Raw genomic sequence first — 13783 nt, forward strand, 5'->3', positions numbered from 1 at the left:
TCGGTGAAACTTCAGATGTGGTCGTCTCGGACGTCGAGCGCATCACGCAGCCCGTCACCGATGAAATTGAAACTGGTTACCGCGATGGTGATTGCAGCTCCGGGAATGATTGCCAGCCAAGGTGCGCTGCCCAGATATTGCTGGGCGCCATTGAGCATGTTGCCCCAGCTGGGCAGTGGCGGCTGGATCCCGTAGCCGAGGAAACTGATGTAGGCTTCCATGAGAATGGCGCGCGCGACCGTCAAGGTGGAAGCGACGATAATCGGCCCCATGGCGTTGGGCAGTATCTCGCGGAACATGATGTGGGTGCCGCTCAATCCCAGCATTCGCCCGGCTAGGACGAACTCGCGTTCGCGTAACGAGCGGACTTCCGCTTCGACTATGCGGGCAACCTCCATCCAACTGGTGAGGGCGATAATGACGGTGATCATCACAGGACTGGGCTTCAGTGCGGCAGCCAGCGCCAGCAGCAGAAAGATCGATGGGAATGACAGGAATCCATCGACCGTGCGCATCAGCGTGGCCCCGACCCAGCCGCCGCGATAGCCGGCAATTACGCCGACCAGGGTGCCGATGAGTGTCGACAAAACCATGGCAAAGAAACCCACCAGCAGCGAGATTCGTCCCGCCATCAAAAGCCTTGCCGCCACGTCGCGGCCAAGCGGATCGGTACCTAGAAAGTGGTAGCCCGTCAGCGGAGGGGCAAAGCGGGCCCGCAGATCGATATACAGTGAGTCATAAGGCAGGAGATGGGGGCCGAGGACGCAAGCGAGGCTCAGGAAGATGATCATCGCCAGCCCGAGCAGCGCCAAGCGATGACGCATGAAACGACGTGCCGCGCGGTTGTTTCTCCATCGGCTTGGAGCTGCATTTGCGGTGAAAGCGGTCATATCGGCTGTCTCCTGTCGGGGAAGTTGCGCGCTCAAGCCAGACGAATGCGCGGATCGACAATAGCGACGACAATGTCGGCGATCAGGTTTCCAAGCAGAACGAGGATGGCGGAGAACATCAGCAGCCCCATCACAACCGGATAGTCGCTGTAACCAAGGCTATCGAGGAACAACCGTCCCATTCCTGGCCAGGTAAAGACGGTTTCGGTCACGAGCGCGCCAGTGAGGACACTGGGAAGCTGCATCCCGGCCAGGGTAATCATCGGCAAAAGTGCGTTGCCGACGACATGCTTCATCAGAATCCGGCGTTCACTCAACCCCTTGGCCCGAGCCGTCTTGACGAAGTCCTGGCTAATGGCGTCGAGAGTGGCCGTCCGCATGTAGCGGCTCCAGATCGCGACATGGACCAGCGACAGCACGATACTTGGCAGGATCAGATGGTGGAGGTAGCCCAGGATTGAGGCGTCGCCGATCTCGGACATATTACCCGCAGGCAGCCAACCCAACTTCAGGGAAAAGACGTAGATGCCGACGAGTCCGAACCAGAAGGTGGGGACCGACAACGCAACCATGGCCCCGACAGTTGCAAGATAATCGAACAGCGAGTAGCGGCGCGTGGCGCCTCGGATTCCAATCCAGGCGCCAATGGAGATCGCAATTGCGGTTGAGGACCCCATCAGCAGCAGCGTGGCAAAGAGATGGCTGCCGATCACCTCCAATACCGGCGCTCCGTCGCGGAAGGAGTGACCCCAGTCGCCCCGCACCAGCCGCCATGCCCAGTCCAGATATTGGATCCATATGGGTCGATCGAGGCCCAGCAGCCCCTTGAGACGCTCGATATCCTGCTGGGTCATTCCGGGATCGAGCCCGAATTGCGCCAGCGGGCCGCCGGGAAGGAGGTTCAGAATGCCGAAGCCGATGATCGAAACGATCACAAGCAGCACCAGGCTCTGCGAGAGGCGATTGAGCAGGAAGCCGCGCATTCGAGTCCCTCCATTGTGGGTTGATGATTTTAGTCTGTTGCCGCCGCCGCGGCGGAATCGGCGGGGCGGCGGCAACTGCGTGGATTAGGCCTTCCACTGCCAGGCTGCGGCATCCCACGACGCGGTGCGGGTGTTGGCGTTGGGCTCGAAGCCGTCCAACCCTTTCTTGCGCCCGAGGACGATTGTGTACGCGAACAGCGGCAGGAAGGGCAGATCATGGCGCACCACTTCCTGCACGCGATTATAGATCCCGCGTCGTTCTTCCGGATCGAAGCTGCGAGCACCCTTTTCGAGCAGGGCATCGACCTCAGGATTGGAATATTGCCCGGTGTTCGAACCGTGTCCGCCTTGAGCGGCGATTGCCTTCGTATGGAGCCGGTTTGTGGCGTCGGGGTCCGCGGCAATCAGATAGGTGACGCCCACCATGGCGGTGTCGAATTGCGATTTCAGCCAGAACTCGCCCCACATGACTGCAGCCGGCAAATTCGAGATCGTCATCTCGACGCCGATCTCGGCAAACGTCTGCTGCAGGAACTGCTGCGTCTGCTCGCGGAGGTTGTTGCCAGAAGTTGTCGAGTTGGAGAAGGACAGTCGCACCCCATCCTTGGCGCGGATTCCATCCGGCCCCGGCGCCCAGCCGGCCTCATCAAGGATTTGGCGCGCCCGGTCCAGATTGAACTCCTGAACCGGCAGGTTCGGGTCGTAGTAGTAGGACTCCTTCGGCATGAAGGTCTCGGTGAGAGTGCCCACGCCGTAATAGATCGTGTCGACGATCGCTTTCCTATCCAAGGCGGCGTAGAGCGCCTGGCGCACTGCCAACTCCTTGAACTGCGGGCGGCCCAAATTGAGGTAGATCGACTCCAGGGATGACCCGGTCTCAAGTGTCACCACGCGGTCTGCTAGTTCGCGGGCTTCAGTATAATGGTCGGCGGTGATGTACGACTGATCGACCAGGTCCACGTCGCCGCTCTTGAATTGCGTGTAGAGCACCGTCATGTCGGGGATGTATTTGAAGATGAGCTGCTCGACATAGGGGCCTTCGCCCGCGTACTCAGGATTGGCGACGAGCTCGATGTGATCACCTGCGACGCGCTCGCTCCATTTAAATGCGCCGGTGCCGACCGGCGCCTGGTTGAACGCAGCTGTATTCGGATCGGCCTCTTTCTCCAGAATGTGCTTGGGCACGATGAACGTTTCGGCCAAGAACGAAAGATAGGGCGCAAAAGCCTCCTTCATCCGCCATGTGATCTCGGTGGGCGAAACCACTGTGATGTCCTGCACGAGCGAATGGCCGCTCGTGCGCCAAGCGCGAAACTTCGGGTTCGTGATGAGTTCAAGGGTGAATTTCACGTCCTCGGCCGTGAAGGGCTCACCATCGTGCCAGCGGGCATTGTCACGCAACCGAATGCGCCAGTTGAGACCGTCCTCCGAAATGCCGCCGTTCTTTTGGCTTGGCACCTCGGCTGCGAGGTTTGGATGTAGGCCACCTTGGGGATCCATGCGGACCAGCGCGTCGAAAACCGAGAAATGGACCGCGTCATCGACTTCGATATGCGCCATCAGCGGATTGAACACGGTCGGCTCTTGGGAGAGGCCGACGATGACGCGACCGGCCGGGCCTGCAGGAGGGGTCTTGGCGAAGGCGGGCTTGCCCAACAGATTGGGCGCGATGAGGCCTGCAGCCCCACCTATCGCCATCAGTCGCAGCGCTTCGCGCCTCGAGTAGTTGGACGTAGTCGATGAATTTTTGGTCATGGTAGTTCCTCTCTTGTTATTGCTTATGCGTTTGCTGCTACTGAACGGGCATTGCCCGGCCGCTCTCCTGGAATTGCCGCTACCAGTTGGCGCGTGTAGGCTGCTTGCGGGTTCAGGAATATTTGCGAGGGCGGTCCGCGCTCGACGATCCGGCCCTTCTGCATCACCGCGATTTCGTCGCAGATCTGGCTGGCGACGCGCAGGTCGTGCGTGATGAAGACCATCGACACGCCCGTCTCGCGCTGGATCTGGTCCAGAAGCTGCAGGATCTGCGCCTGGATCGACACGTCGAGTGCGGAGACCGCCTCGTCGGCAATCAACAGCTTCGGCTTGAACATCAGCGCACGAGCGATGCCGATGCGCTGGCGTTGCCCACCCGAGAACTCGTGCGGGTAGCGGCCAAAAGCGCCGGCATCGAGACCGACATGGGCCAGAAGCGCACGCGCTTCATCGCGCGCTTGGACATAAGGCATCCCGTGTGCCATCGGGCCTACCGTCATGATGTGACCGACCGTCGAGCGTGGGTTCAGAGAAGCGAAGGGATCCTGGAAGATCATCTGGATCCGCGGTCGAAGCGGGCGGAACTTCGCTTCGGAAAGCCTGGCTATGTCACAGCCCTCGAACAAGATCCCGCCGCCGTCATTGTCCAGCAGCTTGATCAGCAGCCGGCCCAGCGAGGATTTCCCCGAACCGCTCTCGCCTACGACCCCAAGCGTGCGGCCGGGCGCCAGTTCGAACGAAACCTCGTTGACCGCTGTCACAACTCGTTGCGCGCCGAACAGCGCGCTGCCGCCGCGATAGGTCTTCACCAGACCCTCAACCTTCAGGATCGGCTCCTTGCTGGCAGCCTCCGGACGAGGGCGATCTTCGCCGGTCAAATGCGGTACGGCTGCAATCAGGCGCTGGGTATAAGGGTGCTTGGGCGACTTCAGCACCTGCTCGGCGCTGCCCTGTTCGACGACATGGCCCTTTTCCATCACCACGACGCTGTCGGCGATCTCGGCCACCACGCCGAAATCGTGGGTGATGAACATCACGCTCATGCCCTTGCGCCGCTGAATGTCACGGATCAGTTGCAGGATCTGAGCCTGGGTGGTGACGTCGAGCGCGGTGGTTGGTTCATCCGCAATCAGCACCGTCGGCTCGAGCGCCAGGGCCATGGCGATCATGACGCGCTGCCGCTGCCCGCCCGAAAGCCGGAAAGGGTACTGGTAATACATGAGTTCGGGATCTGGCAGGCCTACTTCAGTGAGCAGTTCGATTGCGCGGCTTCGACAGGTTTGTGGCGTGCCGAAGCCATGCGCTGCCATGACCTCGTCAATCTGCGCGCCCACCGTCATCAGGGGATTGAGCGCCGAGAGCGGGTCCTGAAAGATCATCGACACGACCCGTCCACGCAGGTTGCGCAGCTTGTCTGGCGACATGCCGACGATGTTCATCCCCTCCAGCTGGATTATTCCCGATGAGAGGTGGATCACCTTGGGCAGTAGCCCCATGATCGCGTTCGCCGTGACCGACTTACCCGATCCGGACTCGCCTATGATGCAGAGTATCTGGCCGCGTTTCAGATCGAAGGAAATATCTTTGACAGCATGGGTCCGTTCCATGCCTTGCGGCAAATTCACCGTGAGGTCGCGCACCGAAAGCGCCACATCGTGGGGGGCTACAGCCTGGATGCTTGCGACCATCGAGATCACCTCCCCTTTCAACCGAGCGCGTCCACCCCGTTGCGGACCGCTTCATCGCCCTTTGAGCAGAAGCGCCTCACCGTAGCGGCCGTAGTCTGGCCTTCTCGGCGCTTCGCGCGCTGAGTCTGCGAGAGACGGGTTCTGCTCATCCTGGCGGTTCCCTTATGAAATCCGGTCCGTGTACCGGACTCTGTTCCCTTTTTTCTTGGAGAACTCTCCGAAGGGGCAAGCCCTGCCTGTCGGATGTCCTCTGGAGCCTGCCTACCATAAGGAAGGGTTGCTCCGTTCTTCCAGCCAGTTTGACTGTTCTGTTTCCGCAGAGTCTTCGAAACTTGGCCCTCGCGCGGCAGGAACTTCTGAAAAGAACATCCAGTTCGGCATTTCACTCTGTTCCCGTTTCGGCGCGGAAACCGGGATCAGGCAACCATATCCTTCATCCGGCAATACGCGCCCAAGAGGGATAGGACCAAGGCTTTCCGGTGTACATCGGCACATGTGCAGGCCATGCCGCCGAGCGGATTGGTGACCGTGCGGCCCATCACAATGTCGGCCAAGGCGCTGCCGATCAAGGTCGACAACTGCGCCGTGTGCCGCCCATACCGCAGATGACGCGACTGCATGAAGTGTACTCCTGCTTGGCTCGCAGCGAGCCTTTCGCGCAATAATTGCCTGTCCTGGAGGCTGCTAAACGCAGGAAATTCCGTCCAGGCACAAACTCCGCAGCCTGCCTCTGCGGGCGGCAGGTTAGGATGCTTCAAATTACCGGAGTCCCATCCATGCCCGCGCCGCTCATGCACATCGACTGCAGCCCTTCCCTCCCTCGCGAGGCGGACGTCGTCGTTATCGGCGGCGGCGTGGTGGGCGTGTTCAGCGCATACTATCTGGCGCGCCGCGGCCTCAAGGTCGCCCTGGTCGAGAAGGGGCGCATCGCGGCCGAGCAGTCCAGCCGCAACTGGGGCTGGTGCCGCCAGCAGAACCGCGATGCGCGCGAGCTGCCGATGGCGACCAAGAGTCTCGACCTCTGGGACAAGGTGGCACAGGAGACCGGCCAAGACACCGGCTTTCGCCGCTGCGGGCTCCTCTATCTCTCACAAGACGAAAATGAGCTGGCAGGCTGGGCGAAGTGGCGCGATTTTGCGAGAACGGTCGGGATCACCACGCACATGCTGAGCGCGGAAGAAGCCACCGAACGGGGCAAAGCGACGGGCCGCAAATGGAAAGGTGGCGTGTTCTCGCCAACTGACGGAACGGCGGACCCTTCCAAGGCAGTGCCGGTTGCGGCGCGCGGCATCATGGCGGCGGGCGGCACCGTACATCAGCATTGCGCGGCGCGCGGGCTGGAATTGAGCGCCGGCCGGGTGAGCGCTGTGGTGACCGAAGCGGGCACCATCCATACAAAGACTGTTGTCATGGCCGGGGGCGCGTGGGCTTCTTCCTTCTGCAACCAGCTTGGTGTGCGTTTCCCGCAAGCTGCCGTGCGTTCGTCCATTCTGGCCGTGGCACCCGGCGCAAACAGCCTGCCGGATGCCCTGCATACCACGCGCGTCTCTCTGACGCGGCGCAGCAACGGTGGATACGCGCTGGCGATCAGCGGGCGGGCGCGTGTCGATCCAACGCTGCAGCAGTTCAGGTTCAGCCGCGAGTTTGTACCTATGTTCGCCCGCCGCTGGCGCAATCTCGCCCCGGGCGCCTTCGAGGGCTGGCGTCAAGGCCATGAAAGCCTGCGCAAATGGGCCCTCGACGACATCACGCCAATGGAACGGAACCGCATTCTCGACCCGAAGCCTGACATGGGACAGATTCGGCTGACATATCGAAGAGCCTGCGAATTGATCCCCGAACTCCAACGCGTCGCGATCTCCGATGTATGGGCGGGTTATATCGACAGTACACCCGATGGCATTCCCGCAGTCGGCGAAGTGGAGGGGATTCCGGGCTTCATCCTGGCGGCGGGATTCAGCGGTCACGGCTTCGGGATCGGCCCCGGCGCGGGGCATATGATCGCCGACATCATTACAGGCAGCGAGCCTATCGTCGATCCGCGTCCTTATAGGCCCGAGCGCCTGAAGACTGCTGCGTGGGGCAAGGTCGCTGAATTCTGAGAAGACCGTCTTGCCAACATACAATCGATCGCACACGAGATTGAGGTCACGAGGCGGCCAGCACCAAAAAACAGGGAAGTGACGATGCGCGAATATGAGATTGCCGCCATTCCTGCCGACGGGATCGGCCCAGAGGTGATTGCCGCAGGTCTCCAGGCGCTTGAGGCGCTGCAGCAGCGCTGCGGCGACTTCAAGCTCCGCGTCCGGCACTTCGACTGGGGCTCAGACTATTACAAGGCCCATGGTCGGATGATGCCCGAAGATGGGGTGGCGCAACTGAAGCGCTTCGACGCCATCTTCTTTGGCGCGGTCGGCGCCCCCGATCTGCCTGACGACATCACGCTCTGGGGCCTCCGGCTGCCGATCTGCCAAGGCTTTGATCAGTACGCCAACGTGCGGCCGACCAGGATATTGCCCGGGATTGTTTCGCCGCTGGCGGGCGTTGGCCCTGGCGATCTGGATTGGGTGATCGTGCGGGAGAATTCCGAGGGTGAGTATTCGGGCCACGGCGGCCGCGCCCATCGCGGACTCCCCGAGGAGGTCGGAACCGAGGTCGCGATCTTCACGCGCGTCGGCGTCACCCGCATCATGCGCTATGCATTCCGGCTGGCGCAGTCACGGCCACGAAAGCTCCTGACAGTTGTTACGAAATCCAACGCGCAGCGTCACGGCATGGTAATGTGGGACGAAATCGCAGCCGAGGTGGCGCGGGAATTCCCGGACCTCGCGTGGGACAAGATGCTAGTCGATGCTATGACAGTGCGTATGACGTTGAAACCTCGGAGCCTCGATACGATCGTCGCCACCAATCTTCACGCCGACATATTGTCGGACCTTGCAGGCGCGCTCGCGGGCAGTCTCGGCGTTGCACCGACCGCCAACATTGATCCCGAGCGGCGCTATCCCTCGATGTTCGAGCCAATTCACGGCTCGGCATTCGACATCGCCGGCAAAGGTATTGCCAACCCGGTCGCCACCTTCTGGACCGCTGCCCAGATGCTCGAACATCTGGGCGAGAGCGCAGCGGCCGTGCGGTTGATGAGCGCTGTGGAAGCGGTGACGAGTGAAGGCGTGCTGACGCCGGACGTAGGAGGGACAGCGACCACGCAGGAGGTGACGGACGCCGTCTGTCGGGCGATCCGCGGTTCGAACGTCTGACAGGTTTCCAATGAAGCTCGACAGGATCGACATCAAGATCTTATCCCAACTGCAAAAGAACGGGCGGGTCACGAATGTCGAGCTTGCCGACCTGGTCAACCTTTCGCCGAGCCCTTGCCTGATGCGGGTGAAGAAGCTTCAGGCGGAAGGCTTCATCACCGGCTATTCCGCCCAGATCGATGTGTCCAAGCTCGGACAGACTCTAACGATCTTCACCGAAGTCACGCTCAAGCACCATCAACAGAACGACTTCGCGAGATTTCTCACCGCAATTCAGAAAGTCGATTCTGTCATCGAATGCCATCTGGTTTCAGGCGGCTACGACTATCTTGTGAAGTTTGTCACAGCGGGCATCAGCGAGTACCAGACGATCATGGAGCGCATGATCGAATTGGATATCGGAATCGACAAATATTTCAGCTTCGTCGTGCTGAAGTCACCGATCGTGAAATCCCATTTGCCTCTCGACATCATTTTCGACAAATGAGAAAGCTGCTCCGGCTCGGTCCTCAAGCGGCGGCGCTCGTGCCAAGCTCCATCTTGTTGCGCGCGCGGCATTTGTCGAATGACGGTGTCACGATTCGGCGGAGGCCGTCATTGCCACTCGCCTGAACGGCGCTTAGCCTAAAACTTCGACTGCATCTGGACATTTCCAGCGAACGCCTGTTTTCGCCTTGTCCTCGTCAAATGGCTTGAATATATCATACAATGATATATAGGCAGTTAGCACGCACAGCTTGCGGAGTTGCGACAATCTCGCCTCGGGTCACAGTTGGACCAAAGGCAACAGGCGAAAAGATGAACAAGATTAACACTTTGATCCACCGAAGAGCTGACGATCGCCGGAAGACCGCGCAAGCCTGTGTATCGCGTATTCTCCGGAACGCCAAAGCCCGCGGCGTCGATATCTCTGTTGTCGGATCCCTCGCGAAAAACCGTTTCCGCGTCCACTCGGACGTAGATCTGCTGGTGCACGGACGCACTGATCCCGCGCGCCGGGCCATGGTAGAGCGCTTGGTCGCAGACCAGCTTCGGGGAACGAACATTCCTTATGACCTGATCTTTGCCTCAGACGTTTCGTCCGAACGAGTGCAGGAATTGCTTAATGACAGCGTTTAAGCATCCGGCATTCGCAAAACTGTCGCCAAAAATCGACCGCGCTGCGAAGGAACTGCAGCAAATCGAGGAATATCTGGCGGCTCATCGGAGTGAGCTGTCACGCGGCGAATGGGGCGCGGTCGCAGCAGTTTCGCTGGGAGTCCACAATGTCTACAACGGCATCGAGGACATCCTGCTCAGCCTCTCCAACGACATAGACGGCCTCGTTCCCCAAGGGCCTACGATGCACCAGGACGTGCTCGATCAGATGTCGGCGGAAATTGCAGGCATCCGGCCGGCTGTGCTCGACCCCGAGCTTTATCAGTCGTTGAGTGAGTTAAAGGGATTCCGTCACCTGGTGAGGCATCGGTACGGTTTTGACCTGAAAACAGACAAGGTGCAGGAAAGCCTCGACAGGGTAAAAGAGGCATTTCCGTCTTTCGTCGAGGCCATTGTTTACTTGGAAAGCACCCTTACTGAGGAAAACACGCACGACAGCGATGGCGGCGGCGACGGCTCAGGCGGCGGGGCATCTGGTGGTCCCTGAACCAATGGCTCAGTCGTGCGCGCCGGAAGAGGTTCTGCGGGCGTTGACCCCTGAGAATTGTCGGCTGGTGGCGCTGATCCATCGGTATCGACCGCAAAGCATCACGGAACTGTGCAGGTTGGCGGCGCGTCCGCAGCCGAACGTATCCCGCTCCTTGGCGGCCCTTGAGCGGGCGGGAATTGTCTCAATGGCGGGCTCCAGGCCGAAGAGACCCGAACTCGCCGTGCAACGAGTCACGATCGACCTCGCTGAGCTTCAGAATGGCCGATGCGAGGTCGACGATTCGTGGAGACAAATCGCCGGACCATCATCTTTGCTGCGCGATGGGTGACAGGAGCAAAAGTCGATCAGTGGGATGCGAAACCGCCGCTGACCAGGTTTGGCAAGTATTGGAGGTGAAGCCTCGGTGACGCCGAGCCGATCGCCAAGCTAGTCCCAAAAGGAGGGCCGGAGGTTTTAGCGGTTTTCATTTGGCCCAGGAAGATATCACGACAGGCGCGTCCTGCCTGTAAGCGGGTTTCGCCGGAAATCTTGGGCCGGGCCACCTGGCGTTGAATGTCGTTCTCGGAGCCGTTCGTATAGCGGAGAAAGAAGCGTCTGGGCTGATATTTAGGCCGGGAAACATGCGAAAGACCCGGACGGCGTGAGTTTAGCCCTGGTCGATGCAATGCGCCCGCTGATCAGCCCTTCATCGCTGCCCGCACATCCTTATCTTCGAGGGTTTGGTCCAGCGTCATCCGCGTGCGTTCGAGGATTCCATCAATATCGTCGTCCGTGCAGCAGAGCGGCGGCGCATAGCCGAGAATGCCGCTGTTGAAGGCACGGATGACAAGGCCGTTCGCCCACGCGCGCTCGAAGATGCGGCGCCCCGGGTCGGCCGCCACCGGCAGCGGCGTCTTGCGTGCCTTGTCAGTGACCAACTCGATTGCTGCCAGCATGCCGCGACCGCGAATGTCGCCCACCAGCGGGTGGTCGGCGAGCGAGCGAAGGCCTTCCATCAAGCGCTTGCCCGCCTTCCGCCCATTCTCGAGCAAGCCATCTTCATAAAGACGCAGGCATTCGAGCCCGACCGCCGCGCTAACGGGATGGGCCGAATAAGTATAGCCATGGCCGACAGCCGCTTTGCCGGCTCCGTCCGCGATCGTATTGTACACCTGGTCCGACATAAAAACGGCGCCCATCGGCACGTAGCCCGAGGTCAGTCCCTTCGCCGTGGTCATGAAATCCGGCACGACCTCGTCTTCCTCACACGCGAAGAGCGGGCCGGTACGGCCAAAGGCAGTGATGACTTCGTCGGCAACGAACAGAATGTCGTGTTCCTTGCACACGGCGTGCAGAGCCTTCAGCCAACCTGTCGGTGGAACGAGGACACCGCCCGAACCCTGGATGGGTTCGGCGTAAAAGGCCGCAACGCGGCCCGCGCCGAGTTCCGCGATTTTGGACCGCAGCGCCCCGACCGATGCATCGATGATCGACTGCGGGTCAGAACCGACCGGATTGCGATAGGCGTAGTGCGAGGGAATCTTGTGCTGCCAGTCGTAAGGCACGCCGAAACCCGCATGGAAGGCCGGGATCGCTGTCAGACCTGACCCTGCCGTCGAGGATCCATGGTAGCCATACTCGACCGAGATGAACTGGTCCTTTTGCGGCGTACCCGTGGCATGGTGGTAATAGCGAATAAAGCGGATCGTACTGTCGACTGCGTCGGAGCCGCCAAGCGTGAAATAGACATGGTTCAAATCGCCGGGCGCCAGTTCGGCAAGCCTGGCAGCAAGGCGAATGGCAGGCTCGGATCCCAGCCCGAAATATCCCGTCGCATAGGGAAGCTCGCTTAGCTGCTTTGCGGCTGCTTCAACGACGCTTTCCTGGCCGTATCCGATGTTGACGCACCATAGACCGGCAAATCCGTCCAGCAGGGTTTTCCCGCTTGCATCGGTCACGGTTGCGCCCTTGGCGGATTTGAGCACCCGCACGCCCGTGTCCTCGTGGCTCCGATAGCATGAAAACGGGTGAACCAGGTGTGCGCGATCGAGTTCGATCAGTGAGTTTGCCAGCATTTCTTCCTCCGATTCAGCGTAGTGCCTGACTGACGAGAGCATAAGTCCGATGTGGTGTGGTTTCGTCCTTCAGCTCGTTTTCCAGCGTGATCTGCTGCGCGGTCATGGTTCATTCCGGGCCTGAATTCGCCTAGGCCGAAGATAGGCGGCCGCGGACAGCAGTTCCTCCCGACCAGAACCTGAGCGATAGGCGTTTTGACTTTCCATTGCCGCTGGCACCGCATCATATGCCACGCACGGCTGAGAGATCGCGCTCCCGCCGAAGCTCGAAACGAACTCAGGCGCAACTCTCTGCCAAAGCTCTCACGCACTACAAAACAATCTGCTTCAGGACGCATCGAATGCGGCGACTAGTCTTCTCCGGTTCTCATTATGATCCTTGCTGTTAAAGGCACGCAGTGCCGACAGGATTGGAAGGATCGACGCCCATGACCCAGTTCAGACCGAAATACATCACCTTCGACTGCTATGGCACGCTGACCAACTTCGACATGTCCGGCGCGGCGAGACGCGTATATGGTGCGCAGCTCTCCCCAGCTGGGATGGCGCAGTTCATCAGGGATTTCTCGGCCTATCGCCTCGACGAGGTTCTTGGCGCCTGGAAGCCGTACAGCGAGGTCGTGCACAATTCCGTGGAACGGACCTGCAAGCGCAACGGCGTCGCATTCCGGCCCGAGGATGCCCAGCGCATCTATGCGGAAGTGCCGACATGGGGTCCGCACCCGGATGTGCCGGTGGGCCTGGCCAAGGTCGCCAAGGAGATTCCGCTGGTGATCCTGTCGAACTCCATGAAGAGCCTGATCATGTCGAACGTGGAGAAACTCGGCGCACCCTTTCACATGGTCATCACGGCCGAAGAGACGGGCGCCTACAAGCCGCAGATGAAGGGCTTCGAATATATGTTCGACAAACTAGGCTGCGGCCCGGAGGACATTACGCACGTGTCGTCCTCATTTCGCTACGATCTCATGACCGCCTATGATCTCGGTATCAAGAGCAAGGTCTGGGTGAACCGCGGCCACGAGCCTGCGAACCCCTTCTACGAATATACCGAAATCAAGGATATCGGCGGTCTGGCCGGCGCCGTCGGACTGGAGCCCGTTCGGGAATTCGCCTGAACGTTTGTTTGTTGGCGCAGTCGCACCAGACTGAGGCGCTCCCAAAACGTTAATGCTCACTGGTCGCAATAGAGAAAGGGACGGTTTTCACCGCCCCTTTCTTTGTTGTTCCAACGCTTTAGGGGCTGTAAGTGTTTCCACCTGCTTGCAAGATAACTAGTGGTTAAGATCTAACCATTGGTACCCGATCGTAAGCGCGGCCACATCGCGAGCGCCTCCGTCTTCCTATCGGAAGAAATGTCTGACGCCATCTTGCCGCAAATGTTATCTCTAGCGATCCGTCCTCGATCGAAGAAGGATCGCATCAATGGACGATTGGAGAATCGGGAATATCTGGGTAACCAGAATTCTGGAGATGTGCGACCCTCTGGGGACGCCGTCGGAGTG

Annotated in this window: 13 protein-coding genes; 7 read left to right on the forward strand and 6 right to left on the reverse strand. The window is 60.1% G+C overall.

Annotation, left to right across the window (positions count from 1 at the left end; translation table 11 throughout):
• Positions 1–11: 11 nt before the first annotated feature.
• From NKI52_RS28530 to NKI52_RS28550, 5 genes are all read right to left on the reverse strand, one after another.
• Positions 12–890, reverse strand: a complete 879-nt coding sequence (locus tag NKI52_RS28530) for an ABC transporter permease (RefSeq protein ID WP_023678809.1) — start codon at positions 888–890, stop codon at positions 12–14.
• Positions 891–922: 32 nt separating this feature from the next.
• Positions 923–1873 carry an ABC transporter permease gene (locus NKI52_RS28535; protein ID WP_023678808.1) on the reverse strand — a complete coding sequence of 317 codons (951 nt, stop codon included), beginning with the start codon at positions 1871–1873 and terminating at the stop codon, positions 923–925.
• A gap of 84 nt (positions 1874–1957) precedes the next feature.
• The gene (locus NKI52_RS28540; protein WP_352700434.1) at positions 1958–3628 is read right to left on the reverse strand and encodes a peptide ABC transporter substrate-binding protein; all 1671 of its coding nucleotides are present in this window, start codon (positions 3626–3628) and stop codon (positions 1958–1960) included.
• A 23-nt stretch (positions 3629–3651) separates the two neighbouring features.
• Positions 3652–5316: an ABC transporter ATP-binding protein gene (locus tag NKI52_RS28545; RefSeq protein ID WP_352646235.1), complete on the reverse strand. Its 1665-nt coding sequence runs from the start codon at positions 5314–5316 to the stop codon at positions 3652–3654.
• A 416-nt stretch (positions 5317–5732) separates the two neighbouring features.
• Positions 5733–5936, reverse strand: a complete 204-nt coding sequence (locus NKI52_RS28550; protein ID WP_352692447.1) for a hypothetical protein — start codon at positions 5934–5936, stop codon at positions 5733–5735.
• 156 nt (positions 5937–6092) lie between these two features.
• Between NKI52_RS28550 and NKI52_RS28555 the strand changes: the two genes are divergently transcribed.
• The 6 genes from NKI52_RS28555 to NKI52_RS28580 all read left to right on the forward strand — a co-directional run bounded on the left by NKI52_RS28555 (position 6093) and on the right by NKI52_RS28580 (position 10552).
• On the forward strand, positions 6093–7418 hold the full coding sequence (locus tag NKI52_RS28555) for an NAD(P)/FAD-dependent oxidoreductase (protein ID WP_352692446.1): 1326 nt from the start codon (positions 6093–6095) through the stop codon (positions 7416–7418).
• A gap of 84 nt (positions 7419–7502) precedes the next feature.
• A complete protein-coding gene (locus NKI52_RS28560) occupies positions 7503–8576 on the forward strand; it encodes a tartrate dehydrogenase (protein WP_352700435.1) in 1074 nt (357 codons plus the stop codon).
• A gap of 10 nt (positions 8577–8586) precedes the next feature.
• Positions 8587–9063, forward strand: coding sequence for an Lrp/AsnC family transcriptional regulator (locus NKI52_RS28565; protein ID WP_023678802.1), 477 nt, complete (start codon positions 8587–8589; stop codon positions 9061–9063).
• 311 nt (positions 9064–9374) lie between these two features.
• Positions 9375–9695 (forward strand): nucleotidyltransferase domain-containing protein, encoded by a 321-nt coding sequence (locus tag NKI52_RS28570; protein ID WP_352578045.1) that lies wholly within the window; start codon positions 9375–9377, stop codon positions 9693–9695.
• Positions 9682–10221 (forward strand): ribonuclease toxin HepT-like protein, encoded by a 540-nt coding sequence (locus NKI52_RS28575; protein WP_352578046.1) that lies wholly within the window; start codon positions 9682–9684, stop codon positions 10219–10221. Before NKI52_RS28570 ends, NKI52_RS28575 begins: the two co-directional genes overlap by 14 nt.
• 4 nt (positions 10222–10225) lie before the next feature.
• Positions 10226–10552 carry an HVO_A0114 family putative DNA-binding protein gene (locus tag NKI52_RS28580; RefSeq protein ID WP_352570968.1) on the forward strand — a complete coding sequence of 109 codons (327 nt, stop codon included), beginning with the start codon at positions 10226–10228 and terminating at the stop codon, positions 10550–10552.
• A 349-nt stretch (positions 10553–10901) separates the two neighbouring features.
• On the opposite strand, the gene NKI52_RS28585 is transcribed toward NKI52_RS28580, so the two are convergent.
• Positions 10902–12278, reverse strand: a complete 1377-nt coding sequence (locus tag NKI52_RS28585; RefSeq protein ID WP_352700436.1) for an aspartate aminotransferase family protein — start codon at positions 12276–12278, stop codon at positions 10902–10904.
• 428 nt (positions 12279–12706) lie between these two features.
• Between NKI52_RS28585 and NKI52_RS28590 the strand changes: the two genes are divergently transcribed.
• Positions 12707–13396 carry a haloacid dehalogenase type II gene (locus NKI52_RS28590; RefSeq protein WP_352646245.1) on the forward strand — a complete coding sequence of 230 codons (690 nt, stop codon included), beginning with the start codon at positions 12707–12709 and terminating at the stop codon, positions 13394–13396.
• Positions 13397–13783 lie beyond the last annotated feature (387 nt).

The sequence above is a fragment of the Mesorhizobium sp. M0590 genome (assembly GCF_040320905.1).
GTDB lineage: Bacteria > Pseudomonadota > Alphaproteobacteria > Rhizobiales > Rhizobiaceae > Mesorhizobium.

Bases quoted from the DNA above. Each gene is read 5' to 3' on its own strand.
- NKI52_RS28530 (WP_023678809.1), bottom strand. From the start codon at position 890: ATGACCGCTTTCACCGCAAATGCAGCTCCAAGCCGATGGAGAAACAAC.
- NKI52_RS28535 (WP_023678808.1), bottom strand. From the start codon at position 1,873: ATGCGCGGCTTCCTGCTCAATCGCCTCTCGCAGAGCCTGGTGCTGCTT.
- NKI52_RS28540 (WP_352700434.1), bottom strand. From the start codon at position 3,628: ATGACCAAAAATTCATCGACTACGTCCAACTACTCGAGGCGCGAAGCG.
- NKI52_RS28545 (WP_352646235.1), bottom strand. From the start codon at position 5,316: ATGGTCGCAAGCATCCAGGCTGTAGCCCCCCACGATGTGGCGCTTTCG.
- NKI52_RS28550 (WP_352692447.1), bottom strand. From the start codon at position 5,936: ATGCAGTCGCGTCATCTGCGGTATGGGCGGCACACGGCGCAGTTGTCG.
- NKI52_RS28555 (WP_352692446.1), top strand. From the start codon at position 6,093: ATGCCCGCGCCGCTCATGCACATCGACTGCAGCCCTTCCCTCCCTCGC.
- NKI52_RS28560 (WP_352700435.1), top strand. From the start codon at position 7,503: ATGCGCGAATATGAGATTGCCGCCATTCCTGCCGACGGGATCGGCCCA.
- NKI52_RS28565 (WP_023678802.1), top strand. From the start codon at position 8,587: ATGAAGCTCGACAGGATCGACATCAAGATCTTATCCCAACTGCAAAAG.
- NKI52_RS28570 (WP_352578045.1), top strand. From the start codon at position 9,375: ATGAACAAGATTAACACTTTGATCCACCGAAGAGCTGACGATCGCCGG.
- NKI52_RS28575 (WP_352578046.1), top strand. From the start codon at position 9,682: ATGACAGCGTTTAAGCATCCGGCATTCGCAAAACTGTCGCCAAAAATC.
- NKI52_RS28580 (WP_352570968.1), top strand. From the start codon at position 10,226: ATGGCTCAGTCGTGCGCGCCGGAAGAGGTTCTGCGGGCGTTGACCCCT.
- NKI52_RS28585 (WP_352700436.1), bottom strand. From the start codon at position 12,278: ATGCTGGCAAACTCACTGATCGAACTCGATCGCGCACACCTGGTTCAC.
- NKI52_RS28590 (WP_352646245.1), top strand. From the start codon at position 12,707: ATGACCCAGTTCAGACCGAAATACATCACCTTCGACTGCTATGGCACG.